Origin of the sequence: Ensifer adhaerens (genome assembly GCF_028993555.1) — a bacterium.
Lineage (GTDB): Bacteria > Pseudomonadota > Alphaproteobacteria > Rhizobiales > Rhizobiaceae > Ensifer > Ensifer adhaerens_I.
The window spans coordinates 2,024,450-2,048,680 of sequence record NZ_CP118611.1; the positions used below are offsets into that span (position 1 = coordinate 2,024,450).

22 protein-coding genes and 1 pseudogene are annotated in these 24,231 nt (G+C 63.5%); 17 read left to right on the forward strand and 6 right to left on the reverse strand.

From position 1 onward, the window contains the following. The first annotated feature begins 103 nt into the window (after positions 1 to 103). The 3 genes from PWG15_RS29340 to PWG15_RS29350 are packed head-to-tail and all read left to right on the forward strand — an operon-like array spanning position 104 to position 4,254. Positions 104 to 2,341 carry an ABC transporter permease gene (locus PWG15_RS29340; protein WP_275025047.1) on the forward strand — a complete coding sequence of 746 codons (2,238 nt, stop codon included), beginning with the start codon at positions 104 to 106 and terminating at the stop codon, positions 2,339 to 2,341. An 8-nt stretch (positions 2,342 to 2,349) separates the two neighbouring features. Next, a complete protein-coding gene (locus PWG15_RS29345) occupies positions 2,350 to 3,411 on the forward strand; it encodes an ABC transporter ATP-binding protein (protein ID WP_275027254.1) in 1,062 nt (353 codons plus the stop codon). 33 nt (positions 3,412 to 3,444) lie between these two features. Beyond that, a complete protein-coding gene (locus tag PWG15_RS29350; RefSeq protein ID WP_275025048.1) occupies positions 3,445 to 4,254 on the forward strand; it encodes an inositol monophosphatase family protein in 810 nt (269 codons plus the stop codon). Positions 4,255 to 4,266: 12 nt separating this feature from the next. Here the strand turns inward: PWG15_RS29350 and PWG15_RS29355 are convergent, their stop codons facing one another. Next, positions 4,267 to 5,040: a slipin family protein gene (locus PWG15_RS29355; RefSeq protein ID WP_275025049.1), complete on the reverse strand. Its 774-nt coding sequence runs from the start codon at positions 5,038 to 5,040 to the stop codon at positions 4,267 to 4,269. 53 nt (positions 5,041 to 5,093) lie between these two features. After that, complete coding sequence (locus PWG15_RS29360; RefSeq protein ID WP_275025050.1) at positions 5,094 to 6,446, reverse strand: NfeD family protein; 1,353 nt, start codon at positions 6,444 to 6,446, stop codon at positions 5,094 to 5,096. Between the two features lie 252 nt (positions 6,447 to 6,698). On the opposite strand from PWG15_RS29360, the gene PWG15_RS29365 reads away from it, so the two are divergent. From PWG15_RS29365 to PWG15_RS29405, 9 genes and pseudogenes are all read left to right on the forward strand, one after another. Then, a complete protein-coding gene (locus tag PWG15_RS29365) occupies positions 6,699 to 7,388 on the forward strand; it encodes a DUF2161 domain-containing phosphodiesterase (protein ID WP_275025052.1) in 690 nt (229 codons plus the stop codon). Between the two features lie 64 nt (positions 7,389 to 7,452). Continuing rightward, the gene (locus PWG15_RS29370; RefSeq protein WP_275027255.1) at positions 7,453 to 7,776 is read left to right on the forward strand and encodes a YbaN family protein; all 324 of its coding nucleotides are present in this window, start codon (positions 7,453 to 7,455) and stop codon (positions 7,774 to 7,776) included. 463 nt (positions 7,777 to 8,239) lie between these two features. After that, positions 8,240 to 8,719, forward strand: coding sequence for a GNAT family N-acetyltransferase (locus PWG15_RS29375; RefSeq protein ID WP_275025054.1), 480 nt, complete (start codon positions 8,240 to 8,242; stop codon positions 8,717 to 8,719). Positions 8,720 to 8,741: 22 nt separating this feature from the next. After that, positions 8,742 to 9,764, forward strand: coding sequence for a glycoside hydrolase family 3 N-terminal domain-containing protein (locus PWG15_RS29380; RefSeq protein WP_275025055.1), 1,023 nt, complete (start codon positions 8,742 to 8,744; stop codon positions 9,762 to 9,764). 38 nt (positions 9,765 to 9,802) lie between these two features. Further along, positions 9,803 to 11,452, forward strand: coding sequence for an ABC transporter substrate-binding protein (locus PWG15_RS29385; RefSeq protein ID WP_275025056.1), 1,650 nt, complete (start codon positions 9,803 to 9,805; stop codon positions 11,450 to 11,452). Positions 11,453 to 11,643: 191 nt separating this feature from the next. Further along, positions 11,644 to 12,621, forward strand: a complete 978-nt coding sequence (locus PWG15_RS29390; protein ID WP_275025057.1) for an ABC transporter permease — start codon at positions 11,644 to 11,646, stop codon at positions 12,619 to 12,621. A gap of 1 nt (position 12,622) precedes the next feature. Next, positions 12,623 to 13,512, forward strand: a pseudogene (locus PWG15_RS29395) (ABC transporter permease). Next, a complete protein-coding gene (locus PWG15_RS29400; RefSeq protein WP_275025058.1) occupies positions 13,509 to 14,312 on the forward strand; it encodes an ABC transporter ATP-binding protein in 804 nt (267 codons plus the stop codon). Before PWG15_RS29395 ends, PWG15_RS29400 begins: the two are co-directional and overlap by 4 nt. Further along, positions 14,309 to 15,214 (forward strand): ABC transporter ATP-binding protein, encoded by a 906-nt coding sequence (locus PWG15_RS29405; protein WP_275025060.1) that lies wholly within the window; start codon positions 14,309 to 14,311, stop codon positions 15,212 to 15,214. Before PWG15_RS29400 ends, PWG15_RS29405 begins: the two co-directional genes overlap by 4 nt. 119 nt (positions 15,215 to 15,333) lie before the next feature. Here the strand turns inward: PWG15_RS29405 and PWG15_RS29410 are convergent, their stop codons facing one another. Continuing rightward, on the reverse strand, positions 15,334 to 16,374 hold the full coding sequence (locus PWG15_RS29410; RefSeq protein ID WP_275025061.1) for a glutamine synthetase beta-grasp domain-containing protein: 1,041 nt from the start codon (positions 16,372 to 16,374) through the stop codon (positions 15,334 to 15,336). 335 nt (positions 16,375 to 16,709) lie between these two features. Then, positions 16,710 to 18,152, reverse strand: a complete 1,443-nt coding sequence (locus PWG15_RS29415) for an aminotransferase-like domain-containing protein (protein WP_275025063.1) — start codon at positions 18,150 to 18,152, stop codon at positions 16,710 to 16,712. Positions 18,153 to 18,232: 80 nt separating this feature from the next. Between PWG15_RS29415 and PWG15_RS29420 the strand changes: the two genes are divergently transcribed. Then, complete coding sequence (locus PWG15_RS29420; protein ID WP_275025065.1) at positions 18,233 to 19,096, forward strand: DMT family transporter; 864 nt, start codon at positions 18,233 to 18,235, stop codon at positions 19,094 to 19,096. Positions 19,097 to 19,139: 43 nt separating this feature from the next. Here PWG15_RS29420 and PWG15_RS29425 read toward each other — a convergent pair whose 3' ends face one another. Next, positions 19,140 to 20,033: a LysR family transcriptional regulator gene (locus PWG15_RS29425; protein WP_275025067.1), complete on the reverse strand. Its 894-nt coding sequence runs from the start codon at positions 20,031 to 20,033 to the stop codon at positions 19,140 to 19,142. A gap of 153 nt (positions 20,034 to 20,186) precedes the next feature. Here PWG15_RS29425 and PWG15_RS29430 point away from each other — a divergent pair, with 153 nt between their 5' ends. The 3 genes from PWG15_RS29430 (at position 20,187) to PWG15_RS29440 (ending at position 22,155) form a co-directional block, all read left to right on the forward strand. Continuing rightward, on the forward strand, positions 20,187 to 21,029 hold the full coding sequence (locus tag PWG15_RS29430) for an NmrA family NAD(P)-binding protein (RefSeq protein WP_275027256.1): 843 nt from the start codon (positions 20,187 to 20,189) through the stop codon (positions 21,027 to 21,029). Between the two features lie 32 nt (positions 21,030 to 21,061). After that, positions 21,062 to 21,310: a DUF2798 domain-containing protein gene (locus tag PWG15_RS29435; protein WP_275025068.1), complete on the forward strand. Its 249-nt coding sequence runs from the start codon at positions 21,062 to 21,064 to the stop codon at positions 21,308 to 21,310. Between the two features lie 167 nt (positions 21,311 to 21,477). Then, positions 21,478 to 22,155, forward strand: a complete 678-nt coding sequence (locus PWG15_RS29440; RefSeq protein ID WP_275025069.1) for a helix-turn-helix domain-containing protein — start codon at positions 21,478 to 21,480, stop codon at positions 22,153 to 22,155. Positions 22,156 to 22,191: 36 nt separating this feature from the next. On the opposite strand, the gene PWG15_RS29445 is transcribed toward PWG15_RS29440, so the two are convergent. Further along, positions 22,192 to 23,163, reverse strand: coding sequence for a quinone oxidoreductase family protein (locus tag PWG15_RS29445; RefSeq protein WP_275025070.1), 972 nt, complete (start codon positions 23,161 to 23,163; stop codon positions 22,192 to 22,194). 168 nt (positions 23,164 to 23,331) lie between these two features. Between PWG15_RS29445 and PWG15_RS29450 the strand changes: the two genes are divergently transcribed. After that, a complete protein-coding gene (locus tag PWG15_RS29450; RefSeq protein WP_275025071.1) occupies positions 23,332 to 24,201 on the forward strand; it encodes a LysR family transcriptional regulator in 870 nt (289 codons plus the stop codon). The last annotated feature ends 30 nt before the right edge of the window (positions 24,202 to 24,231 follow it).

Sequence of the window (24,231 nt, forward strand, 5' to 3'; positions counted from 1 at the left end):
CCGGCCGGCACCGCCTGGCCTAGACGCTCGTTCGTCGGCTCCGATCTCGATCGGGGCGGCCCAACGGCATTTCATTTTCATCTCAATTCACGCGAGGACCGTCATGGAACATCGCAACCGCAGGCTCGACCTCACGCTCGGGCTCGGGCTGGCCGCATTCTTGGCTGTCCCCTGGTATCGCATCGAAGGTGGCTTCTTCGGGCTCGGCTGGCTCGCCGATTTCCCATCCGACCCGGCCGTCGCCCCCGGCCTGATGCAGATCTTCGCCCATGGTCGGTCATGGCTGGTCGTGGCACTGGTGCTGCTGGGCATCTGCGCGGCAGCGCGTTTTGTTCGCGATCCAGCGCACCGCGGGCTCCTGCTTGCCGTCGCCGGCGCAACGGGTGTCCTCTATCTCGCCGTTCAAGGACTGGCGATCGGTTTCACCGGCTGGACCTGGACAATCAGCGAAACCCTGTTCGGGCCGCTTTCCGACGGTCAGCCGTCGATGGGCGCCGGCGCAGTCCTGTCTGCCCTTGCCTTCATTCTGCTCTTCGCCTTCGGGCTTGCCGAGCGTGGCGTGCTCAAGGGCGACGCCTTCATTGTCGCCGCGATCTCGCTGCTCGTGGCCCTCGTCATCGTCTTCGTCTTCTATCCGGTCGGCAGCATGTTCGCGGCCTCCGTCCAGGATTTCGACGGCTCGTTCAAGCCTGATGGTTTCATCCGCAACATCCAGGACGGCTCGATCTGGAGCTTGAGCTGCGTCGTCGGCGAGGGCCGCTGCGGCGTCGCCTGGCGAACCCTCTGGCTGGCACTGATGACGGCATCCGGCTCGACACTTCTCGGCCTCGCCTTCGCGCTCGTTGCCACCCGCACACGCTTCCCCTTCAAGAAGGGCATGCGGCTTTTGACGGTGCTACCGATCATCACGCCACCCTTCGTCATCGGCCTGGCCTTGACCCTGCTCTTCGGCCGCGCCGGCGTCGTCACCGAGTTTCTCTCGGATGCCTTCGGCATCGAACCCGGTCGCTGGCTCTATGGTCTTACCGGTATCTGGATCGCGCAGGTTCTTTCCTTCACGCCGATCTCGTTCCTCGTGCTGATCGGCGTCGTCGAGGGCGTCAGCCCATCGATGGAAGAGGCATCGCAGACGCTGCGCGCCGACCGCTGGCGCACCTTCTGGAACGTCTCGCTGCCGCTGATGAAACCGGGCCTCGCCAACGCCTTTCTCATCGGCTTCATCGAAAGCATGGCCGATTTCGGCAACCCGCTGGTGCTCGGCGGCAGCCATGGCGTGCTTTCGACCGAGATCTTCTTTGCCGTTGTCGGCGCGCAGAACGATCCGTCACGTGCCGCGGTTCTCGCGATCATCCTGCTCTGCTTCACGCTTTCCGCCTTCCTGGCGCAGCGCTACTGGCTCGCCGGCAAGAACTATTCGACGGTGACCGGCAAGGGCGACTCCGGCGCCCATAGCGCGCTGCCACGCTCGCTTTCGATCGGCGTCCACGCCATCGTCATCCCCTGGATGATCTTCACCGTCGTCGTCTACGGCATGATCCTCTTCGGCGGCTTCGTGAAGACCTGGGGCCTCGACAATTCGCTGACCCTCGATCACTACGCCAAGGCCTTCTCGATCTCGTTTGCCGACGGCGCAATCGCCTGGACCGGTGTCGCCTGGAACTCGTTCTGGACGACCATGGAGATTTCGCTGATCGCCGCACCGCTGACGGCGCTCGTCGGACTGCTCACCGCGTACCTCATCGTGCGCCAGCGCTTTGCCGGCCGTGACGTCTTCGAATTCGCGCTGATGCTGAGCTTTGCCATTCCCGGCACCGTCATCGGCATCAGCTACATCATCGCCTTCAACCTGCCGCCGCTCGAAATGACCGGCACGGCGCTGATCCTCGTCGCCTGCTTCGTCTTCCGCAACATGCCCGTCGGCGTACGCGGTGGCATTGCGGCGATGAGCCAGCTCGACAAGAGCCTCGACGAGGCGTCGCTGACGCTTCGGGCAACGAGCTTCCGCACACTGCGCAAGGTCATCCTGCCGCTCTTGAGGCCGGCAATCGTCGCCGCGCTCGTCTATTCCTTCGTGCGGGCGATCACCTCGATCAGCGCCGTCGTTTTCCTCGTCAGCGCCGAATACAACATGGCAACCGCCTACATCGTCGGCCTTGTCGAGAACGGCGAGTTCGGTGTGGCGATTGCCTATTCCTCGGCCCTCATCCTGGTGATGGTCACCGTCATCACCGGTCTGCAACTCCTCGTCGGCGAACGCAAGCTGAGGCGCGAGAACCGTGTTCTCGGCGCCGCTCCCGCGCGGTCGTCCGCCACCACCATCTCTCAGGAGAAAACCGCATGAGCACCCAAATGAGCACCCCGCGCACCGGCTCGGTCGTCTTTAAGAACGTGCGCAAGCAGTTCGGCAGCTTCACCGCCATCCACGACCTGTCGCTCACCATCGAGCCCGGTACGCTCGTGACCCTGCTTGGACCCTCCGGCTGCGGCAAGACCACGACGCTGCGCATGCTTGCCGGGCTCGAGCACCCCTCCGCCGGCAAGATCCTGATCGGTGGCAAGGACGTGACCATGCTGCCGGCCAACGAGCGCGACGTGTCGATGGTCTTCCAGTCCTATGCGCTGTTCCCGCACATGACGGCACTCGACAATGTCGCCTATGGCCTTGAGTCGTCGGGCATCAAGAAGAAGGAGGCGCGCGAGCGCGCCGAAGAAGGCCTGCAGCTCGTGGGTCTCGGCGGCCTCGGACAACGCCTGCCCGCCGAACTCTCCGGCGGGCAGCAGCAACGCGTGGCCGTTGCCCGCGCCCTGGTTCTCGAACCACAGGTGTTGCTGCTCGACGAGCCACTTTCCAACCTCGACGCGCGGCTGCGCCGCAAGGTGCGCACCGAGATCCGCGAATTGCAGCAGCGTCTCGGCTTCACGGCCGTCTACGTGACCCACGATCAGGACGAAGCACTCGCCGTTTCCGACCGTATCATCGTCATGAAGGATGGGGCGATTGCCCAGGAAGGAGCGCCACGCGACCTCTACGAGGCGCCCGCCTCCACTTTCATCGCCGACTTCATGGGCGAGGCCAATGTGCTGCCTTGCGAGGTGACCGCGACTGATGCCGGCCAGGCGACGATCCGGATCGGGGGCTTCGAGCATCGCCTACCCTCGAAGACCGCTCGACCCGGTTCGGCGAAGCTCGCGGTGCGTCCCAACGCGGTAACCCTGACGCCGGCCAAGGGGGCGGCACTTTCCGGCACGATCAGCAGCGCCGCCTATCTTGGCGGCCATGTCGAATACGAAGTCGAAACGGCAACCGGCCTCCTGTTTGTTGTCGATCAGGCCGTCGAGGACATGTTATCTCCGGCAACGGAGGTCGCCATCGGTTTCCGCAACCGCGGCCTCGCTTTGATTGACGCATGACATTTTACAACTGGATACGAGAAGGACACTTGCATGACTGCTGAAATTGCCGGCCTCGACGCCCGGTTCGCGCTTGCCAAATCCATGGCCGAGGAGGCCGGCCGGCTCGCCTACGATTATTTCCTCAAGCGGGATACGCTTGTCATCGAAACGAAGCGCGACGCGCATGACGTCGTCTCGATCGCCGATCGCAACGTCGAGACCCTGATTCGCGAAAAGATCGCCGCAGCGTTTCCGGAAGACGGCGTGCTTGGCGAGGAGCATGGTCTTCTCGACGGCACCTCCGGCTTCACCTGGGTGCTGGATCCGATCGACGGTACCACGCCTTTCGTCAACGGCATGCCGAACTGGTGCGTCTCGATCGCCGTGGTGCATGCGGAAAAGCCCGTCATCGGCGTCATCCACGCCCCCTGCCACCAGGAAGTCTATGCGGCGGCGACGGGCCGGGGCGCAACGCTGAACGGCAAGGTGCTTCGCCTCGACGGCACGCGCACGATCCGCAACGCCGTCACCGGACTTGGCGCCAACGATCAGGTGAAACCCGGCGAGATGGGCGCCATCGTCGAGCGCCTGCTTTCGAATGGCGGCAACTTCATGCGCAACGGCTCCGGTGCGCTGATGATCGCCTATGTCGCCGCCGGTCGCCTCGTCGGTTACTACGAGCCCTACATGCATGCCTGGGACTGCCTCGGCGGGTACTGCCTGGTGAACGAAGCCGGCGGCTGGACATTGCCTTTCCCGACCCGCGGCGAAGCACTGACGCATTGGGCCCCGGTGCTCGCTGCCGCGCCGGGCGCAGTCGACGATCTCATGAACGTCGCCAGGCTCGACAAGGCAGCCTGATCACTCTGGCGTCTAACCGGCCGGCTTGTCGGACTTGAAGCCCAGCAGGCCGCCGAGCTCCATGGGGAACGGGAAGATGACAGTCGAATTCTTCTCGCCCGCAATGACATTCAACGTGCTCAGATAGCGAAGTTGCATGGCCTGAGGCTGCTTGGACAGGATCTCGGCAGCCTCGAGCAGCTTGGCCGCAGCCTGCTGCTCGCCCTCGGCATTGATCACCTTCGCGCGCCGTTCGCGTTCGGCCTCGGCCTGGCGGGCGATCGCGCGGATCATGCTCTCGTTGATGTCGACATGTTTGATTTCCACCGTCGCCACCTTGATGCCCCAGGCATCCGTCTGGCTGTCGAGGATCTTCTGGATGTCCTCGTTCAGCCGGTCGCGCTCGGCCAGCATCTCGTCGAGATCGTGTTTACCGAGCACTGACCGCAGGGTCGTCTGAGCCAGTTGGCTGGTCGCCATCATGAAATCTTCGACCTGGATGGTCGATTTTTCCGCATCGATGACCCGAAAGTAGATGACGGCGCTGACGCGCACCGAAACGTTGTCATGGGAAATGACGTCCTGGCTCGGCACGTCCAGCACCCGGGTCCTGAGATCGACCCGCACCATCTGCTGCACATAGGGCACCAGCAGGATCAGGCCTGGTCCCTTGACGCCGGTAAACCGGCCGAGCGTGAAGACCACCCCGCGCTCGTATTCGCGCAGGATTCGGATCGAATAGGCGATAACGAGGATGATGAGCACCAGCAACGCGGCAAAAGGAGCAAGGCTCCCAAACATGTCCATGACATTCCTCCATTCCGTACGCTTTCGCCTGCGTACACAGGACCCGCGGCGCGCTATGCCTTCTGACCGTCGCGCACCACTTCGAGCGTCAGTCCGTTCCGCCCTACAACCTTCACATCCTCACCCCTCGACAGCGTTTCCGTGCTGACGGCCTGCCAACGTTCACCATGGGCAATCACGTAGCCGGCGGCCCCTGTCCAACTGTCGACCTTGCCCGCAAGACCAATCATCTGTTCACCGCCGGTCACCACGGCGTGGTGGCGTGAGCTAAAGGCCAACCGCGCGACCAGCAGGCTGAAGCCGAGGCTTGCGGCGGCAAGCGCTGCCAGCACGGACCAGGAGACCGCAAGACCCGGCGTATCCGTGTCGAAGAGGATTGCCGCGCCCAGAACGAGTGAAACGCTGCCGCCGGCGCCGAGCACGCCGAAGGATGGCGAATGCGCCTCCGCAACCATCAGTCCGATCCCAAGCAGGATCAGCCCGATGCCGGCGTAGCTGACCGGCAGCACCGAAAGCGCATAGAGCCCGAGCAGCAGGCTGATGCCGCCGACCGTGCCCGGCGCCACCGACCCGGGCGAGAGAAACTCGAAGATCAAGCCGTAAATGCCGATCATCATCAGGATGACCGCTATGTTGGGATCGGTGATGACCGAAAGCAGCTTTGTCCGCCAGTCGGGCACGAAATCCTCGGCAGCAAGCCCTGCCGTGTCGAGCACGATCTCCTGCTGTCCGACGCGGGCCGTGCGCCCATTTGCCTGCTTCAGCAGATCAGCGATGGTGGTGGCGGTGAAATCGACGGCCTTCTCCCTGACGGCCGCCTCGGCCGAGAGACTTGCAGCCTCGCGCACCGCCTTTTCGGCCCAGTCGGCATTGCGCCCACGCAACTCTGCCAATCCGCGGATATAGGCCACGGCGTCATTGACGAGCTTCGCCTCGGCGGCGCTTTGTGCCGCCGGCTGCTTGCTGTCGTCCTTGCCGGCATCGCCTTCTCCGCCCTGACCGAACATGTCGCCGCCGATCGCAATCGGCGTCGCCGCACCGAGATTTGTTCCCGGTGCCATCGCCGCTATGTGGCTCGCATAGAGGATATAGGTGCCGGCGCTCGCCGCACGCGCGCCGCTCGGTGCGACGTAGCTCGCAACGGGCACGGGCGAAGCAAGGATCGCGCGGATGATCTCGCGCATCGACGTGTCGAGACCTCCAGGCGTATCCATCTGCAAGATCACCAGAGGCAGCCGGCGCTCTTCCGCCTTCGTCAGGCCACGCTTGATATACTCGGCCGTTGCCGGGCCGATCGCGCCGTTGACATGCAGCACCAAGGCGGCCCGATCGTTTTCGGCCCGCGGCGAAGCTGGAAACGCGAATGATGAGATCAAAACAAACAACAGCGTGAGGTAACGCAACATCCGTCGTCAAAACCTCGCATGCCCGACGCCTCCGAAGAGGGCGTCCATTCGAGAATGATAGCACAACACAAGGTTAGGACGAAGCAAGCTTGCTACTGCATCGGCACGGCCCCGGGAGCAACGCAGTCAGCCCGCCTTCCTGCTGCAACGTGATGACAAGTCCGACGATCGGCGTTATCTGCTAGTCTCTTTCCGCAGTGATCCGTCACTGCTTAAGCCTCCCCGATTTCGACCAGAACAGGATACCCGGGTTTGGAGACGACCCTCTATCAGCCGATCAAGACCTTTCTCGAAACTCGTGGCTACAGCGTCAAGGGCGAGATCGGCGGCTGCGACATGGTGGCGCTCGGCGATGACGAGCCGCCGCTCGTCGTCATCTGCGAACTCAAGCTGAGCTTCAATCTGGAACTGATCCTGCAGGCCGTCGACCGGGCAACAGCCGGCGACGAGGTATGGATCGCCGCGCGCGTCTCGGCCAAGGGCAAGGGACGGGAGAGCGATCGCCGTTTCCGCGATCTCTGCCGCAGGCTCGGATTCGGTATGCTGGCCGTTGCCGACAACGGCATGGTCGACGTCATTCTTGCAGCCTCCGCGGTAATGCCCCGCAAGAACAACAGGAAGCGGTCACGGCTGATCAGCGAGCACCGCCGCCGCAAGGGCGACCCGACTGCCGGTGGCGCCACGCGCTCGCCGATCATGACCGCCTACCGGCAACAGGCGCTCGCCTGTGCCGCCGCGCTGCAAAACGGTCAGCTGCGCCCGCGCGACCTTCGCGCAGTCGCACCGGACGCCGCCAAGATCCTGCTCAGCAATGTCTATGGTTGGTTCGAGCGGATTGACCGTGGCATCTACGCCCTGACGGAGCTGGGGATCGAGGCACTGCGCCGCTGGCCGCCGAGCGAACCGTCCGCGGCGGCATCCGTCGAGACCTCGGAAGCATGACGCCATCTGGAGCCATCACGTGAACCCGGCCCTTCGCATCCTCTGTCTATGCCTCGCATGGCTGATGGTCGGGCTGGGTGTCATCGGCGCCTTCCTCCCCGTCCTGCCGACAACCCCGTTCCTGCTTCTGGCAGCGGGACTCTTCGCGCGCGCGTCTCCGCGATTGGAGCAATGGCTGCTCAACCACCGCGTCTTCGGGGCCTCGCTGCGGCTATGGCGTGAAAGGGGCGCGATCTCCAAGCGCGCCAAAACCGGTGCGGTCAGTCTGATGGCCGCGAGCTTCGGCCTCTTCGTTTTCTTCGGCAATCCCAGCCTGACGCTCGCCGCGATCGTCGCGGCGTCGATGGCGCTTCCTGCGCTATTTATCCTGACGCGCCCGGCGGAGTAGCCAAAGAGGCAGCACGCCACGATTCTTCGCACCACCCAGGAAAACGATACTTTTCTACTCAGGAAATACTTGGTCGCGCTCGAAACTGGCGAGTTCTTCTTAAGCATGCACTTTATGAGCGCACGAATATCGACACTTAGTGTTTTTGTAAATCAAGATATATTTCGAACAACTCAAGAACAAAGTTGTACAAACGTGCAATTCCGGCGAGAGGCGCGCTTTGTTCGCTGTTTTAGGGCGCCCGTTGGCCGCCTCCGTCGCAGCCCCCGTGCACCCGAGACAGACCGGCGCGCGCACCCGCACGGCACTCGTTGGAACGTTTCATCGGTCGACGTTTGATCGCGCGAAAAGAGGATACCACCCCGAAACTGACGATTGGCGATTGACAAGCCGGTCAGCTTGGCTCCATCTATTGCATTACAAAGGCAGCAATTCCTTAATAAGGGAATATGTGGAGGAGCATATGCCTGACATGCTGGTGAGCTTGTATGCGCCGATCCTCGGCGAACTCAAGCGCAGAACCGAAACCGACAGGGTGACCATCCGGCCCGCCTTGCCCCCGGAAATGGGCCTGGTCGTCGACTGGGTGCGCGAGAATTTTAGCGAGAACTGGGCAAGCGAGGTGACGGTCGCCTTCACGCGCCGCCCCGTGGCGTGCCTCGTAGCCGTAGACGACGGCAAGCTGGTCGGCTTTGCCTGCTATGATACGACGGCTCCCGGCTTTTTCGGCCCGACCGGTGTCGATGGCGCAAGCCGCGGCAAGGGCATCGGCGTCGCGCTGCTTTCCGACTGCCTCGATACCATGAAGACGCTCGGCCACGCCTATGCCTTCATCGGCGATGCCGGCCCGGTCGACTTCTATGCAAAGACCGTCGGCGCCGTGTCGATCCCCGCCCCCGACAAGGGGATCTACCAGGGCATGCTGCGCCGCCCTTCCAAGTAATTTCCACGATCGGAGCCTCCCAATGTCCTCGACCCCGCTTGCCCTCTTTGTCGGCATACCCAATCCCACGCTTTCTGACGACGAGTTCGCGCTGTTCCGCGAGACCAATCCGCTTGGGCTCTTCGTCGGCCGCCGCAACCAGCGCGAACCCGCACAGACAAGGGCGCTGATCGAGCGCTTCCGCGAAGCGGTCGGCCGCGAAGATGCGCCCGTCTTCACCGACCAGGAAGGCGGTCGTGTACAGCATCTCGACGCCGGTCCCTGGCCGCTTTTCCGCTCGTTCGGCGAATTCGCCGAACTCGCGCGCCACGATTTTGCGCTCGGCAAGAAGGCGCTTCGCCTTTCGAGCCAGGCCATGGGCACGATGATGAGCGAACTTGGTCTCACGAGCGGGTGCTCGCCGGTGCTCGACCTGGTTTTCGCAACAACGAGCTCGGTCATCGGCGCCCGCTCCTTCGGCGCCGATCCGGATTTCGTCGCAGCCCTTGGCCGCGAAGTGGTCGATGGCCTGCTTGAGACCGGCAACATGCCGGTCATGAAGCATATCCCCGGCCATGGCCGCGCGACGCTCGATTCGCACAAGGAACGGCCGGTTGTCGATGCCTCGCGCGAAACGCTGACCGCCACCGACTTCAAGCCCTTCGTCGCACTTCGCGACACGCCCTGGGCCATGGTTGCCCACGTCGTTTACTCCGCCTTCGACAAGGATCTGCCCGCATCGATCTCGCCGGTCATGCACGACGTGATCCGCAACAACATGGGTTACGACGGCGTCCTCGTTTCCGACTGCATCTTCATGGAATCGCTGCGCGGCGCACTGCCGGAACGCGTCCGCCAGGTGCTCGACGCCGGTTCCGACATTGCGCTCCACAGCCACGGCACGCTCGCCGAAAGCGAAGCTGCCGCCAAGGCGGCAAGGCCGCTGACCGCGGCCGCGCTGAATCGCATCGAAGCCGGCAAGGCGCGCCTCGGCACGCTGAAGGTCGACGTGCGCGCAGCCCATGCCGAAGTCGAGGACATTTTCAACAGCGCCCTCGTTGCCTGAAAAGACAAGAAATCCTTGGAAATCAAAGGGGAACTACCGTGAAGAAATCCATACTCGGCGCAGCCACCGCGCTCGCCCTCATCGCCGGCCCGGCCGCAGCCCAAACCGTGCTCACCGCCAACATCGAGCCGGCGACCACCTGGGTGCGCAACTTCAACCCGTTCAACCAGACCTCGGCGCGCCAGAGCACGCTCGACTTCATCTACGAGCCGCTGGTCGTCTTCAACCGCTTCGACGGCAACAAGCCGGCCTTCCGCCTTGCCGAAAGCTTCAAGCTCGCCGATGATCTGAAGTCGATCGAGTTCAAGCTCCGGCCGAACCTGAAGTGGTCCGACGGCAAGCCGTTGACGGCTGCAGACGTCAAGTTCACCTACGACTACCTGAAGAAGTTCCCGGCGCTCGACTTCGTCAGCATCTGGACCTTCATCACCGGCGTCGAGGCGGTCGATGCTCAGACCGTCCGCTTCACGCTTGCCAATCCGAGCTCGCTTGCCGCCGAGCAGCTGGCACAGCTGCCGATCGTTCCCGAGCATGTCTGGAAGGACATTGCCGAGCCGGTGACCTTCGCCAACGAAACGCCTGTCGGCAGTGGCCCGCTGACCGAGATTCCGCGCTTCACCGGCCAGACCTATGACCAGTGCCGCAACCCGCATTATTGGGACGCCGCAACGCTCAAGATCGACTGCGTGCGCTTCCCGCAGCTTGCCGACAATAACCAGATCCTGACGGCGACCGCGTCGGGCACGCTCGACTGGGGCGTCTCCTTCATCCCGGATATCGAGAACGTCTATGTCGCCAAGGATCCGGAACACTTCCATTTCTGGTATTCGCCGAGCAGCATGGTCGCCTTCCTGTTCAACCAGGAGACCGCCAACGAAAACAACCGCAAGGCCTTCAACGACGTGAAGTTCCGCCGGGCCGCCTCGATGGCGCTCGACCGCGGCACCATGGTTGATGTCGCCGGCTACGGCTATCCGACGCTCAACGAAGACCCGGCCGGCATGGGCGAGCTCTACAAGAGCTGGGCCGATCCGTCGGTCGCTGCGGAGTTCGGCAAGTACGGCAAGTACGATGCCGATGCCGCCAAGGCGCTGCTCGACGAAGCCGGTTATGCCGACAAGGACGGCGACGGCTTCCGTGACAATCCGGACGGCAGCAAGATCTCCTTCTCGATCATCGTTCCGAGCTCCTGGACCGACTGGATCGACACCGTGACGATCGCGGTCGAAGGCCTGCAGGCCGTCGGCCTCGACGCCAAGATCGAGACGCCCGAAGAAGCCGTCTGGACCGGCAACCTGATCAACGGCACCTTCGACGCGGCGATCAACAGCCTGCCGGCATCGGCCTCGCCCTACTATCCCTACAAGCGCGCCTTCAGCTCAAGCGACAAGGGCAAGACCCGCTTCACCTCGCAGCGCTGGTTCAATCCGGAGGTCGAGGCTCTGTTGACGGAGTTCACTCAGACGGCTGACCCGGCCAAGCAGAAGGAAGCGATGAACAAGGCCCAGCGCATCGTCGCCGAGAACATGCCCATGATGCCGGTGTTCAACAACCCGAACTGGTACCAGTACAACACCAAGCGCTTCAAGGGCTGGGCGACGGCGGAAAACCCCTTCGTCAACCCGTCGATCACCCGCAACAACCCGGCGCGCCTCCTGCACCTTCTGGCGCTTGAACCGGTGAAGTAACCCGATCGCAGACGCGGCGCTCTCACGGACGATACTCCGGGAGGGCGCCTTGTCTTGATCCGGCAACAGTGGCGGACGTCGTTCGTCCGCCACGCGATCGTCCTGGCTTTGCCCCAGCCAGGCGGTCCGACAAGAAGACAGCCCTGCCGCCTGACGCCCACCTGCGGCGGCCGCAGTCGATGGAGTTCCCGATGGCCTTTCTGCTACGCCGCCTGTGCTTCTACCTGGCGGCCTTCGTCGCAGCTGCGACGATCAACTTCTTCCTGCCGCGGCTGATGCCCGGCGATCCGGTACAGATCATGTTTTCGAGCGCCGGCGCCGAGCTGCCGCCCGAAAGCCTGCAGGCCCTGAAACTCACCTTCGGCTTCGTCGACGGCCCGCTCTGGCAGCAATACCTCACCTATCTCGGCAGCATCTTCAGCGGCGATCTCGGCCGCTCGATCAAGTATTTCCCGCTGCCGGTGACGACGGTGCTCGGCAATGCCCTCATCTGGACTGTCGGCCTGATGGGCACGGCCACGATCGTGAGCTTCGCGCTCGGCACCTTCCTTGGCATTCTCGCCGCCTGGCGGCGCGGCAGCCTGTTTGACGTCATCGTTTCCGTCGGCGCGATCTTTGCGACCTCGGTCCCGGCCGTCGTCACCTCTCTGATCGTCGTCTTCACCTTCGGCTTCACGCTCGGCTGGTTCCCGACCGGTTATGCCGCCGATCCGGCGCTCGATCCGGCCTTCTCGCTCCAATATCTCGGCAGCGTCGCCTATCACGGCATCCTGCCGATGCTGACGCTCTGCGCGGTGCTCACCGGCGGCTTCGCCGTGACCATGCGCAACAACATGATCAACCTGCTCGGCGAAGACTATATCGTCATGGCCCGCGCCAAGGGTCTTTCCGACACCCGCGTGATGCTCTGGTATGCGGCGCGCAACGCGCTGCTGCCGACCGTGTCGAGCCTTGCGATCGCCATCGGCACCGTGCTCGGCGGCTCGCTGGTGACCGAGGTGGTGTTCAACTATCCGGGCCTCGGCAACATCCTCTACCAGGCGATCCTCGCCCGCGACTACCCCGTCATCCAGGGACAGCTTCTGATCATGACCGCCACCATGCTCATCGCCAACTTCATCGTCGATGTCAGCTACGTGCTGCTTGACCCGCGACTGAAGAGGGCGTGATATGAAGAAATCCTTCTTCCCGCTCATCCGCAACCGCAAGGCCATGGTCGGCGCGCTGATCGTCGCCTTCATCTTGGCTGTGGCGATCGCCGCTCCGCTGTTGACGTCCTATGACCCGAGCGCCCGCGTCGGCCGGCCGCACCAGGCGCCGTCCTGGGAGCATTGGTCGGAACCACCCGTATTGGCCAGGACGTCTTTGCCCGCCTTCTCTATGGCGCCCGCACCTCGCTTGCCGTCGGCTTCGGTGCTGGCCTCCTGATCACCGCGGTCGGTACCGCGCTTGGCATCATCGCCGGCTATCGGGGCGGCAAGTTGGATGAAGTCATCAGCTTCTTCACCAACATGGTGCTCGTCGTGCCCAACCTGCCGCTGCTGCTCGTGCTTGCCGCCTTCATCGGCCAGGCGAGCCCCTGGGTGATCGCCCTCATTCTCGGCGGCACCTCCTGGGCCTGGGGAGCGCGCGTCACCCGCGCCGAGACGCTCTCGGTCAAGCAGAAGGACTATGTGAAATCCGCCGAGATGATGGGCGAGCCGCGCTGGCGCATCATGACCTTCGAGATCTTCCCCAACCTGATCTCGATCGTCGGCATCAACTTCATCGGCAGCGTGATCTTTGCGATCATCACCCAGGCGACGCTGGAGTTCCTCGGCCTCGGCGACCCCAAGGTCGTTTCCTGGGGCACCATGCTCTATGGCGCGCAGAAGGCCTCGGCGCTTTCGGTCGGCGCCTGGTGGGACATCCTGACGCCATGCTTTGCGCTCGCCTTCCTCGGCATCGGCCTGTCGCTGCTCAACTTCGCCGTCGACGAGATCGCCAATCCGCGGCTTCGCACCGGCAACCGGCTCGGCCGCTGGTCGGCCCTAATCCGCTCCGGGGAGGGCCGCCTGTGACCGCGCCTCTGCTTTCGGTCAGGAACCTGACCATCGACTACATCGGCGAAACCGACGACTTCCGCGCCGTCGATGATGTCAGCTTCGACGTTGCCCCCGGTGAAGTCTTCGGCCTTGCCGGCGAAAGCGGCTGCGGCAAGAGCACGATCGCCTTTGCCATCAGCCGGCTGCACAAGCCGCCGGCGTTGATCCGCAAGGAAAGCGCCATTCTGCTCGACGGCCGCAATGTACTCGATCTCGATCAGCAGGGCCTTGCCGACTTTCGTTGGCGCGAGGTGGCGATGGTGTTCCAGAGCGCGATGAACTCGCTGAACCCGGTGCTTCGCATCGAGCAGCAGTTCTACGACGTGTTGAAGACGCACAAGGGAATGAGCCGGGCCGCTGCACGCGACCGCACCGCGGAAATGCTCAAGCTCGTCGACATCGCGCCGGACCGCATGCGCGACTATCCGCACCAGTTCTCGGGTGGCATGCGCCAGCGCATCGTCATTGCCATCTGCCTGGCGCTCGATCCGCGCCTGATCGTCATGGACGAGCCGACGACGGCGCTCGACGTCGTCGTCCAGCGCGAAATCCTGCAGCGGATCAACGAGCTCCGGCGCAAGCTCGGCTTCGCTGTGCTCTTCATCACCCACGACCTCGGGCTGATGGTGCAGTTCTGCGACCGCATCGGCATCATGCTCGGCGGCAAGCTGGTCGAGCAGGGCACCGCCGACGCCATCTACCGGACGCCGGAGCACGACTATACCAAGAAGCTCTGGGCCTCCTTCCCCTCGCTGCACGGAGGCGTTCTTCGATGACCGCGACATCCCCCATTCTGACCCTCGAAAAGGTCAGCAAGACCTTCGGCAATGGACCGGGCGCCGTGCGTGCTGCACGCTCCATATCGTTTTCGCTCCATGCCGGACGAGCACTCGCCGTCGTCGGCGAATCCGGCAGCGGCAAGACCACCTGCGCCCGCATCGCCATGCGCGAATACGAGCCGAGCGAAGGGCGGCTGCTGTTCAAGGGCAAGCCCGTTGATGCGGCCGGAGCGAAAGAGATCGCCGACTATCGCCGCTCGGTACAGATGATCTTCCAGGATCCCTTTGCCTCGCTCAATCCGGCCCACACGATCGCCTACCACCTGAAGCGTCCGTTGATGCTGCATCGCCCGGAGCTCAAGGGCGCCGCCATCGCCGAGGAGATCAAGGCGCTGCTCAGGCAGGTGAAGCTCGATCCTGATATCGTCGCACCGAGATACCCGCACGAGCTGTCGGGCGGCCAGCGCCAGCGCGTCAACATAGCGCGGGCACTGGCAGTCAAGCCCGAGGTCATCGTCGCCGACGAACCGACCTCGATGCTCGACGTCTCCGTCAGGCTCGGCGTCTTGAACCTGCTCAGCGAAATGAAGCGGGAAATGAACCTCGGCCTGCTCTATATCACCCACGACATCGCGACCGCCCGCTATGTCGCCGAGGATATCGCCGTGATGTATTCAGGCCAGATCGTCGAATGGGGCAATACCGGCAAGGTCATCGACAACCCGGCGCACCCCTACACCAAACTGCTGCTTTCAGCCGTGCCGGACCCGGACATCCGCTTCGACGATCCGAATGTGCAGGTCAACGCCTCTGAGGCCGACGAGACACGGCGCCGTTCGGCGGCAACGCAGGAGACGATCCGCGAAGTGGAACCCGATCATTTCGTGCGCGCGGCCTGAACCGCCAATCGACCGACAAAAAAACGCCCCGCAGACCGCGGGGCGTTTTTTGTTGGGCGCGAAAAGCGCAACCCCGTCGATTTCGGCCCGGCGCCCTCGTAGCCGCCGGGCCTTGAAAATCAGGCGGCTTCGCGCTTTTCGACGTCCGTCGGGACCGTGGAGATCGTCTTCAGGATCTGCGAAGCGATCTGGTAGGGGTCGCCCTTGGAGTTCGGGCGGCGGTCTTCCAGATAACCCTTGTAGTCGTTGTTGACGAAGCTGTGCGGAACGCGGATCGAAGCACCGCGGTCAGCCACGCCGTAGCTGAACTGGTGGATCGAGGCGGTCTCATGCTTACCGGTCAGACGCATGTGGTTGTCCGGGCCGTAGACGGCGATGTGGTCGGCGCGGGCTTCGGCAAAGGCAGCCATCAGATTTTCGAAGTATTCCTTGCCGCCGACTTCGCGCATGTAAGCGGTCGAGAAGTTCGCGTGCATGCCCGAGCCGTTCCAGTCGGTGTCGCCGAGCGGCTTGCAGTGGTATTCGACGTCGATGCCGTATTTTTCCGTCAGGCGCTGCAAGAGGTAGCGTGCGAGCCAGATTTCGTCGGCGGCCTTACGCGAGCCCTTGCCGAACACCTGGAATTCCCACTGGCCCTTGGCCACTTCGGCGTTGATGCCTTCATGGTTGATCCCGGCAGCCAGGCAGATGTCGAGGTGCTCTTCGACGATCTTGCGGGCAACGTCGCCGACATTGCTGAAGCCGACGCCGCAATAGTAGGGGCCCTGCGGTGCCGGGTAGCCGGCATCCGGGAAACCGAGCGGGCGGCCGTTCTGGTAGAAGAAGTACTCCTGCTCGAAGCCGAACCAGGCGCCATCGTCATCGAGGATCGAAGCGCGGGTGTTCGAGGGATGCGGCGTCTTGGCATCGGGCATCATGACTTCGCAGAGAACCAGAACGCCGTTCTTGCGCTCCGGGTCCGGATAGACGGCAACCGGCTTCAGCACGCAATCGGAGCTGCTGCCTTCGGCCTGCATCGTCGAGGAACCGTCAAAGCCCCAGAAAGGAAGCTGCTCAAGCGTCGGGAAAGCGTCGAATTCCTTGATCAGGGTCTTGCCGCGCAGGTTCGGGGTCGGCTTGTAACCGTCGAGCCAGATGTATTCGAGCTTAAACTTTGTCATTTCGTTCTCTCACATGACGCCAGGAATGGCTTGGTTCCGAAGCGGCTGGGCAATCCAGATCGGCTGCCCGACGACCGATGCCTGTTAAGAAGCATTAATCGTGCCAACTCGGATTCAACGCCGAAAACCCAGAGAAATTTGCCTTTGGCAGCAGGCAGGAGCAGGAGCGAACAGACGCGACAGCGCAAGGAAGAAGCGATTTGCGCAAAAAATAGGCAAAACCTGCCCGACTCCGCAGCAAAGCAGAATGGCAAGGCTGAGATCAACGCCCCTCTACCTCTAACCGCCGGCGATTGCCTCTAAAACGAGCAATCGCCTTCAGCACACCGGTGTGCTCACCCGGCTCGCGCGACACCGCATTGGCGCATGATCAAGGGCAGAACCTTGAAAAGCCGCTCATCCTCGCATTGGGAGACGTTGAAGCGCACGAAGCCGTTGGCGGTGCCGGCATGGGAAAAGACGTTGCCCGGCGCCAGCACGATCTCCTGCTGCAGCGCCATCTGCGCCACGTCGGCCGCATCGATGCCTTCCGGCAAGTGGCACCAGAGGAACATCCCGGCCTGCGGCTCGATCCATGGCTCAATGCCAATATCGCCGAGCCGCGCCGCCGTCTCGCTCATGGCGCGCGCCAGGCGCTGGCGCAACACATCCATGTGCTTGCGATAGCTGCCATCCTTGAGCATCGAGAAAACCAGCTCTGCTGCCAGGCTTGGCCCGCCGAAAGTCGTGGCGATCTTCAGGTCGATCAGCCCTTCGATCCAATCGCGCGGCGCGGCAATGAAGCCACAGCGTATAGAGGCCGAGAGGGTTTTGGAAAAACTGCCGATCTCCACAACACGATCCAGCCCGTCGAAGGCGGCGAGCCGTGGCGCCGGCGCATGCTCGAAATCCGCGAAGATGTCATCCTCGACAATCGTGAGCCCCGCCTGTTCGGCAAGCTTGAGCAACCGATGGGCGACGACAGGCGAAAGCGTGGCGCCGGTCGGATTGTGGACCGCGGAATTGGTGATGTAGAGGCGCGGCCGATGCGCCGCTACCACCTCGGCGAATTTTTCGAGATCAGGCCCCGAGGGCGTATAGGGCACGCTCACCACCTCGGCCCTGTGGGCGCGCAGAAGCGCATGGAAATTGAAGTAGCATGGATCGTCGACCACGACCGTATCGCCGGGCTCGAGCAGGAAGCGACAGAGAAGGTCGATCGCCTGTGTTCCCGATTCCGTCAGGATGATCTGATCGGGCGCCGCCTCGACGCCGTGCTCGCCGAGACGTCGTGCCAGAAGCTGGCGCAAGGGCCGATGGCCAAGCGGCGCTCCGTAGTCCGTCAGCCCGCTCGCCTCCAGTTTGGCTGCGGATTTGAGCGCACGGCGAATTGCGACCTCGGGCATCCAGCTCGGCGGCAGCCAGCCACAGCCCGGTTTCAGCACATTGTCGCCCGTTTCCAGCGCCTGACGCGATACCCAGAGCGGATCGACGGCCCGGTCGAGCCGCGGCCCGATCTCGGCCAGCGACAAGGGCGCCAGTGGTGCGGCGACGAAGAAGCCCGCGCCCGGTTTCGAGCGAATGACGCCTTCGGCCACCAGCCGCTCATAGGCCTCGACGACGGTCGACTTTGAAACGCGCATCGTCTTGGCGAAGGCGCGGATCGACGGAAGCTTGGCGCCGGGTGTGAGAACGCGCCCCGAGATCCGCTGCCGGATCGTCGCCATCACACCTTCGAGCAGCGTTTCGCTGCCGATCCCAAGCTCCTGCACCGTCATCCGTACTGCCCGATTATCCATTACAGTTTTGAGAAACTGTACTGCATTGTCTCTGGCAAGACCACCCTCTCCCGCCGATACAGACGAAAAAGGAGAATGTTATGGACAAGTCGGCAGACGGTTGGGTGAGTGGTTTTCTCGGGGTACTGATCTTCAGCGGATCATTGCCTGCGACACGCGTCGCGGTGATGGACTTCGATCCGGTATTCCTGACGGTGGCGCGCGCGGCAATCGCCGGCCTGCTTGGACTCCTGCTGCTCCTCATCTTCCGCCAGCCCCGCCCGGCACGGGCCGACCTCGTTTCGCTGGCAATCGTCGCCTTCGGCGTCGTGCTCGGTTTCCCGCTGCTTACCGCCCTGGCCTTGCAGCACGTCACCTCGGCACATCTGATCGTCTTCGTCGGATTGCTGCCGCTGGCAACGGCGATCTTCGGCGTGCTGCGCGCCGGCGAACGGCCGCGCCCGGCCTTCTGGCTCTTCTCTTCCCTCGGCAGTGCGGCGGTCGTCGGCTTCGCGCTGGTGCAAGGCTTCGCCGCCTCCCCCATCGGCGACCTGCTGATGCTCGGCGCCATCATCGTCTGCGGCCTTGGCTATGCCGAAGGCGCCAGCCTTTCACGCAAGCTTGGCGGTTGGCAGGTCATCTGCTGGGCGCTGGTTCTGTCGCTGCCGATCATGCTCGCCCTCACGCTCTTCACACTACCTCCCTCCTTTGCAACGGTCACCCAGGGCGCTTGGACCGGCCTCGCCTATGTGTCGATCTTCAGCATGCTGATCGGTTTCGTCTTTTGGTACCGCGGTCTCGCACTTGGCGGCGTCGCCGGCGTCGGCCAGCTACAGCTTCTGCAGCCCTTCTTCGGCCTGGCACTTGCGGCAACGCTGCTGGGAGAGCCTGTGAGCTGGGCCATGCTTGCGACCACCGGCGCGATCGTGCTGTGCGTCGCCGGCGCCAAAAAGTTCGCGAAGTAGTCGCTTCACAGATCGAGGCGGGGTGCGGGCAACTGCCCCCGCCCTACAGGCGGTCGAGCTTCAACCGTTCGCCGAGCAGATCGAGGAAGCAACGGATCTTTGCCGAAGGGCTCCGTCCCTCCAGCCAGAGCGCGTGGATCGGCACCGGAACAGGCTCAAAGTCTTCAAGCACGATTTCGACCTTGCCGGCGTCGATCAGGTGCTTGATTTGCCAGAGCGGCGAGTAGCCGACACCGAGCCCCTCCTCCACCGCCGAATAGATCGCGTTCATCGCGTTGGTGCGAAGCGCGCCGGTCACTTTGACCGCGCGAGCCCGGCCGTCGATGGTGAACATCCAGACACCGGGTCGCTCGTCGCCGGTCCGCGTGACACAACTGTGCTCAGCCAGTTCCAGCGGATGCGAGGGCCGGCCAAAGTGGGCGAAGTAGGCGGGAGAGCCGAAGACGACGCGGCGAAGCGCGCCAAGGCGTTTGCCTGTCAGTCCCGAATCCGCGAGATCTCCGATCCGAACCACCATATCGAGGCCGCTTCCGGCAAGATCGACGAAGGCGTCGGAAAGGTCGAGGTCCACCTCGACCTCAGGATACTTCGCCATGTACTCCGCGATGATTGGCATCAGGAACCGCGGCGCAAACAGATTGGGCGCCCCAAGGCGCAGTACGCCTGACGGTTCGGACCGGCGTTGCGCCGCTTCCGCGCGCGCCTCGCGGATCTCCTCCACCGCCGGCTTGACGCGTTGATAGAAGCTCTCACCCGCCTCGCTCGGCATCGAGCGGCGGGTGGTGCGATGCACCAGTTCAACGCCGACATCGGCCTCGAGCATGGCGAGCGACCGACTGACCGTCTGGAGCGGTCGCCCCAGCCGTTTCGCGGCAGCCGTCAGGCTGCCCTGTTCGACGATCGCCAGAAAGGCTTCCAGGTCTTCGATGCGGCCCATGCAATAATCCCGTTTTCCGGGATAATAAATCACATTCCACGCCGATTGTCCGCTTTCTTCTGTGTCACTAGCTTGAGCTCATCACTTCGCGACGGCACGAAAGGCAGGCCCAGATGAACCCGCGGTCGTTTCGCGGGCCTCGTTGTTCCGGAACTGGCGCGGCGCGGTGCAAGAGTTCGTGCCCTGATCCGCGACGAAGCACATGGCGGCCTTGCGAAATCCCTTGGTGCATCCGAGATCGCGATCGGCGATTTGCGTGAGCGCGGGAGCCTCGATCAAGCACTTGAGGGCGCTGCCGGCGTCTTTCACATCGGACCCGCCTTCGCGCCTGACGAAGCGGCGATGGGCGTGTCGATGGTCGAAGCCGCCGTGCGCGCCGGTGTCAGGAAGTTCGTCTTTTCCTCGGTCATCCAGCCGACCCATGTGCGGCTGAAGAACCATGCGGCGAAGATCCCGGTGGAGGACGCGCTCTATTCGTCACCGCTCGAATACACCATCCTGCATCCGGCGAATTTCATGCAGAACCTCCGCCCGGCCTGGCCAAGTGTGCTTGCAACCGGCACCTTCGCCGAGCCGTTCCCGACGACGACGCGCATCGCCCGGGTCGACTACCGGGACGTCGCCGAGGTGGCGGCAATTGCACTCACCGAGGATCGCCTCGCCCATGCGACGCTCGAACTCTCCGCCGAAGGTCGGCACAATCGCGAGGAGATCGCCCGCATGATGAGCGAAGCACTCGGGCGACCGGTTCTTGCCGGAAACATCGGCTTTCACGAATGGGCGAAACCGATCCGCGCCAAGTACACCGACCACCAACTGGAACTGCTGGCCAAGGTGCACGCCCACTACGCGGATGTCGGCCTCGGCGGAAACAGCCTGACACTCCGCGCGACGCTTCAGCGCGAACCCCGCAGCCTCGAAGACTTCATCCGTGAGTTGGCGCAAGCCCGGCAACATGCGCCGTCCGGACCCGTTCCGGTCGGCGGTAATCCATAACCCTTCCCTTCAAACGCCCGGAGTTCACCCCTATGCCCAGAAAGCTTCCGCACCGGTACCAGGCAATCGTCATGCCACTGGTCCTTTCTGTCCTGATGTCCGCCATCGTCTCCTTCGTATCGACGGCCAGCGGCAGCGGCCTTCAGCCGGGTCTTCTGTCGCTGTGGCTCAAGGCCTGGGTGTTTTCCTGGCTCGTCGCGTTCCCGAGCCTGCTCGTGGTTCTTCCCGTCGTGCGCCGGATCGTCGCGGCGATGGTGGAGCAACCGCGCGGCAATTCCTGAGACGGCAGCACGGCGCTCGCTGCTCCTCTCTGCGACCACCCGCCAAGAGTTTCCCCCTTCGCCGTCTCCGGCTCCCGCTGTCATCGCGATTTTTAGGATATCTAAAATCGATTGACAGGAAATCGGACCGCACCCTAGCTTGAGGAGAGACGAGAAGGGGACAGACAGTGACGACGGAACATGTCAGCGGCGCATCTACCGGCGAGGCAGAGGCGCCGTCGCTCGGCGATCGCCTGCGCCAACGACGCAAGACGCTGAAGATGACCCTTCAGGAGGTCGCCGACGAGGCTGGCTTTTCCGTCGGCTTCATTTCACAGATCGAACGCGGCATCACCGTTCCCTCGCTGACCTCGCTGATCGCCGTCTGCCGAACGCTGAAGGTCGAGGCCGGAAGCTTCCTCAATCCGCCAAAGGTGGCGACACCGTTCACCCGCCGCGAACACAGGCCGATCTATGGGCTCGGCGGAGAACGCAGCAACGCGGTCTCTTATGAGCGGATCTCCGCCTCCTTCCCCGGCAACGTACTCAGAAGCACCATCATCCACGAACCGCCGGGCCATCGCAGCGAACCGATGTCGCACGAGGGCGAAGAGATCTTCTTCATTCTCCAGGGGGCTTTGACATTGGAAGTGGACGGTGAACGCATGGTGCTGGAAGCCGGCGATTCCGCCCATTTCCCTTCTGTCCGTACCCACACGATGTGGAACCACACGAGCGAGCCCACCACCATTCTGCACACCTGCACCATGGATGTGTTCGGCGACGGGGATCCGTCGGGAAGTCCTGCCGACAGCCTTGCGGTGACGCGGGCCGACAACCGGCTGAGCGCCACCAGCAAGACATGACCTTCAGGGGCGCCCGAGCTGTCGAGCCTCCAAGCGTTAGGGCAACAGTACCATGGCACCGGTCGTCTGGCGTCCCTCGAGCCGGCGATGCGCCTCGGATGCCTGCGAAAGCGGCAGGCGGGCGTGGACGGGGATCTTGACCGCGCCGCTGGTGACGACGTCGAAGAGATCCGTGCTCATTACAAGCACGTCCTCGCGCCGCGCCAGATGGTTCGGCAATAGCGGCCAGGTGGCGTAGAGCGAGCCCTTGCGTGCCAGCGTCGTGATGTCGAACGGCGGGATCGGGCCGGAGGCGGCGCCGAAACTGACAAAGTGGCCGAAGGGGCGAAGGCTATCAAGCGAACCCTCGAACGTCGCCTTGCCGATGCCGTCGTAGACGACGTCGACCCCTTGGCCTTCGGTGATCTCGCGCACCCGAGCGGCAAAGTTCTCGTTGCTGTAATCGATCACGTGGTCTGCGCCATTGGATCGCGCGAGCTCACCTTTTTCCGGTGAGCCGACGGTGCCTATGACCGTGGCACCGAGGTGCTTGGCCCATTGCGTCAGGATGAGACCGACGCCGCCGGCGGCGGCATGGACGAGGACGGTGTGGCCAGCTTCAATGCGGAACGTCCGGCGCAGGAGATATTGTGCCGTCAGGCCTTTGAGCATCATTGCCGCACCGGTCTCGAAGTCGATATCGTCAGGCAGATGCACGAGGAAATGGGCCGGCACATTGTGCTCTTGTGCGTAGGCGCCGAGCGCCTCGGCATAGGCGACCCGATCGCCGGGCTTGAAGCCTGCGACATCAGGCCCGACCGAGATCACCTCGCCCGCCCCCTCCTTGCCAGGAGTAAACGGCAGTTGCGGCGGCGGGTAGGCGCCGCTACGCAGGTAGACGTCGACGAAGTTGACGCCGATTGCCCGGTTGCGCACCCGGACCTCGCTGGGGCCAGGGTCGCCGAGTTCTACGTTTTCATAGGCGAGCACGTCAGGCCCGCCGTGCTGATACACGCGGATTGCTTTCATGGATCTTGTCCTCTGGTTGAGTTGGCTGGCCGTGGCAGCCTCTGGCCGACGGTCGATGCCGATATGCCTGACGCCGTTTCGAGCCTGCCTCGCTGGTCACATCTGATAGATAGCCACGCGGCAGTCCCCCGTGTAGACTGATATCAACGACAACAGAGTTCAAAAAATATGATATCTGAACAGATCGGCATCGACCTGCTGCGCGCCTTCGTGGCGGTCTGCCGACAAGGCAGCTTGAACCGTGTCGCCACGCAGACCGGCCGCACCCAATCGGCGCTCAGCATGCAGATGCGACGGCTCGAAGATCTGCTCGGCCGCCAACTCTTCAACCGCACCGGCCGTGGTGTCGTGCCGACACCCGAGGGCGAACTGTTCCTGGGATATGCGACGCGGATGCTGGCGCTCGGCGACGAAGCCGCTGCGCGGTTACGACAAGCCGATCTCAGCGGTGGCGTGCGGGTCGGCCTTGCCGAGGAAGTGGCGACAACGGCGCTGCCCGAAGCCCTCGGGCGGCTGCGGCGCGGCTATGCGGAGATCCGGCTCGACGTTGTGGTCGAGCAGTGCGTGGCGCTCGGAAGGACGTGGCCCGAAGGCGATCTCGATATCATGGTGGTGCCGACCTCTGTGGTCACGGCAGACGCCCTCACCACATGGAACGTCGACCTGCAATGGGTCTGCGCCACGGACTACGCATTCGACGAGACGAGGCCGATCGACCTCGTCGCCTTCGCAGCACCCTGCCTCTGGCGCCGGCGCATGATCGAGACGCTGGCGGATAAGGGGCGGGACCACCGGATCACCTTCACCAGCCAGAGCATCACCGCGCTTCAAGCCGCAATCGAGAACGGGCTCGGCATTGGCTTGCTTCCGCCAGAAGCCGTGCGCGCGGGCACGATGCGGGCGCTGCCCGCCTCCGCCGGCGTCCCGAAGCCGCTTGCCGTCCAATATGGGCTGTTCGCCAGGGATCGCCGCACAGCCGTCGTCGATGCGGCGATCAGCGTGCTGCTCGAAGCCCTGCCGGCAGCGTCAAGAGCCTAGCGATCTTCGTTTGAAACGCCCGGCCGCTTG

What these genes read in the sequence shown, in the direction of transcription:
- PWG15_RS29340 (WP_275025047.1), top strand. Translation starts at nt 104, where the DNA reads ATGGAACATCGCAACCGCAGGCTCGACCTCACGCTCGGGCTCGGGCTG.
- PWG15_RS29345 (WP_275027254.1), top strand. Translation starts at nt 2,350, where the DNA reads ATGAGCACCCCGCGCACCGGCTCGGTCGTCTTTAAGAACGTGCGCAAG.
- PWG15_RS29350 (WP_275025048.1), top strand. Translation starts at nt 3,445, where the DNA reads ATGACTGCTGAAATTGCCGGCCTCGACGCCCGGTTCGCGCTTGCCAAA.
- PWG15_RS29355 (WP_275025049.1), bottom strand. Translation starts at nt 5,040, where the DNA reads ATGGACATGTTTGGGAGCCTTGCTCCTTTTGCCGCGTTGCTGGTGCTC.
- PWG15_RS29360 (WP_275025050.1), bottom strand. Translation starts at nt 6,446, where the DNA reads ATGTTGCGTTACCTCACGCTGTTGTTTGTTTTGATCTCATCATTCGCG.
- PWG15_RS29370 (WP_275027255.1), top strand. Translation starts at nt 7,453, where the DNA reads ATGGTCGGGCTGGGTGTCATCGGCGCCTTCCTCCCCGTCCTGCCGACA.
- PWG15_RS29375 (WP_275025054.1), top strand. Translation starts at nt 8,240, where the DNA reads ATGCCTGACATGCTGGTGAGCTTGTATGCGCCGATCCTCGGCGAACTC.
- PWG15_RS29380 (WP_275025055.1), top strand. Translation starts at nt 8,742, where the DNA reads ATGTCCTCGACCCCGCTTGCCCTCTTTGTCGGCATACCCAATCCCACG.
- PWG15_RS29390 (WP_275025057.1), top strand. Translation starts at nt 11,644, where the DNA reads ATGGCCTTTCTGCTACGCCGCCTGTGCTTCTACCTGGCGGCCTTCGTC.
- PWG15_RS29405 (WP_275025060.1), top strand. Translation starts at nt 14,309, where the DNA reads ATGACCGCGACATCCCCCATTCTGACCCTCGAAAAGGTCAGCAAGACC.
- PWG15_RS29410 (WP_275025061.1), bottom strand. Translation starts at nt 16,374, where the DNA reads ATGACAAAGTTTAAGCTCGAATACATCTGGCTCGACGGTTACAAGCCG.
- PWG15_RS29415 (WP_275025063.1), bottom strand. Translation starts at nt 18,152, where the DNA reads ATGGATAATCGGGCAGTACGGATGACGGTGCAGGAGCTTGGGATCGGC.
- PWG15_RS29420 (WP_275025065.1), top strand. Translation starts at nt 18,233, where the DNA reads ATGGACAAGTCGGCAGACGGTTGGGTGAGTGGTTTTCTCGGGGTACTG.
- PWG15_RS29425 (WP_275025067.1), bottom strand. Translation starts at nt 20,033, where the DNA reads ATGGGCCGCATCGAAGACCTGGAAGCCTTTCTGGCGATCGTCGAACAG.
- PWG15_RS29435 (WP_275025068.1), top strand. Translation starts at nt 21,062, where the DNA reads ATGCCCAGAAAGCTTCCGCACCGGTACCAGGCAATCGTCATGCCACTG.
- PWG15_RS29445 (WP_275025070.1), bottom strand. Translation starts at nt 23,163, where the DNA reads ATGAAAGCAATCCGCGTGTATCAGCACGGCGGGCCTGACGTGCTCGCC.
- PWG15_RS29450 (WP_275025071.1), top strand. Translation starts at nt 23,332, where the DNA reads ATGATATCTGAACAGATCGGCATCGACCTGCTGCGCGCCTTCGTGGCG.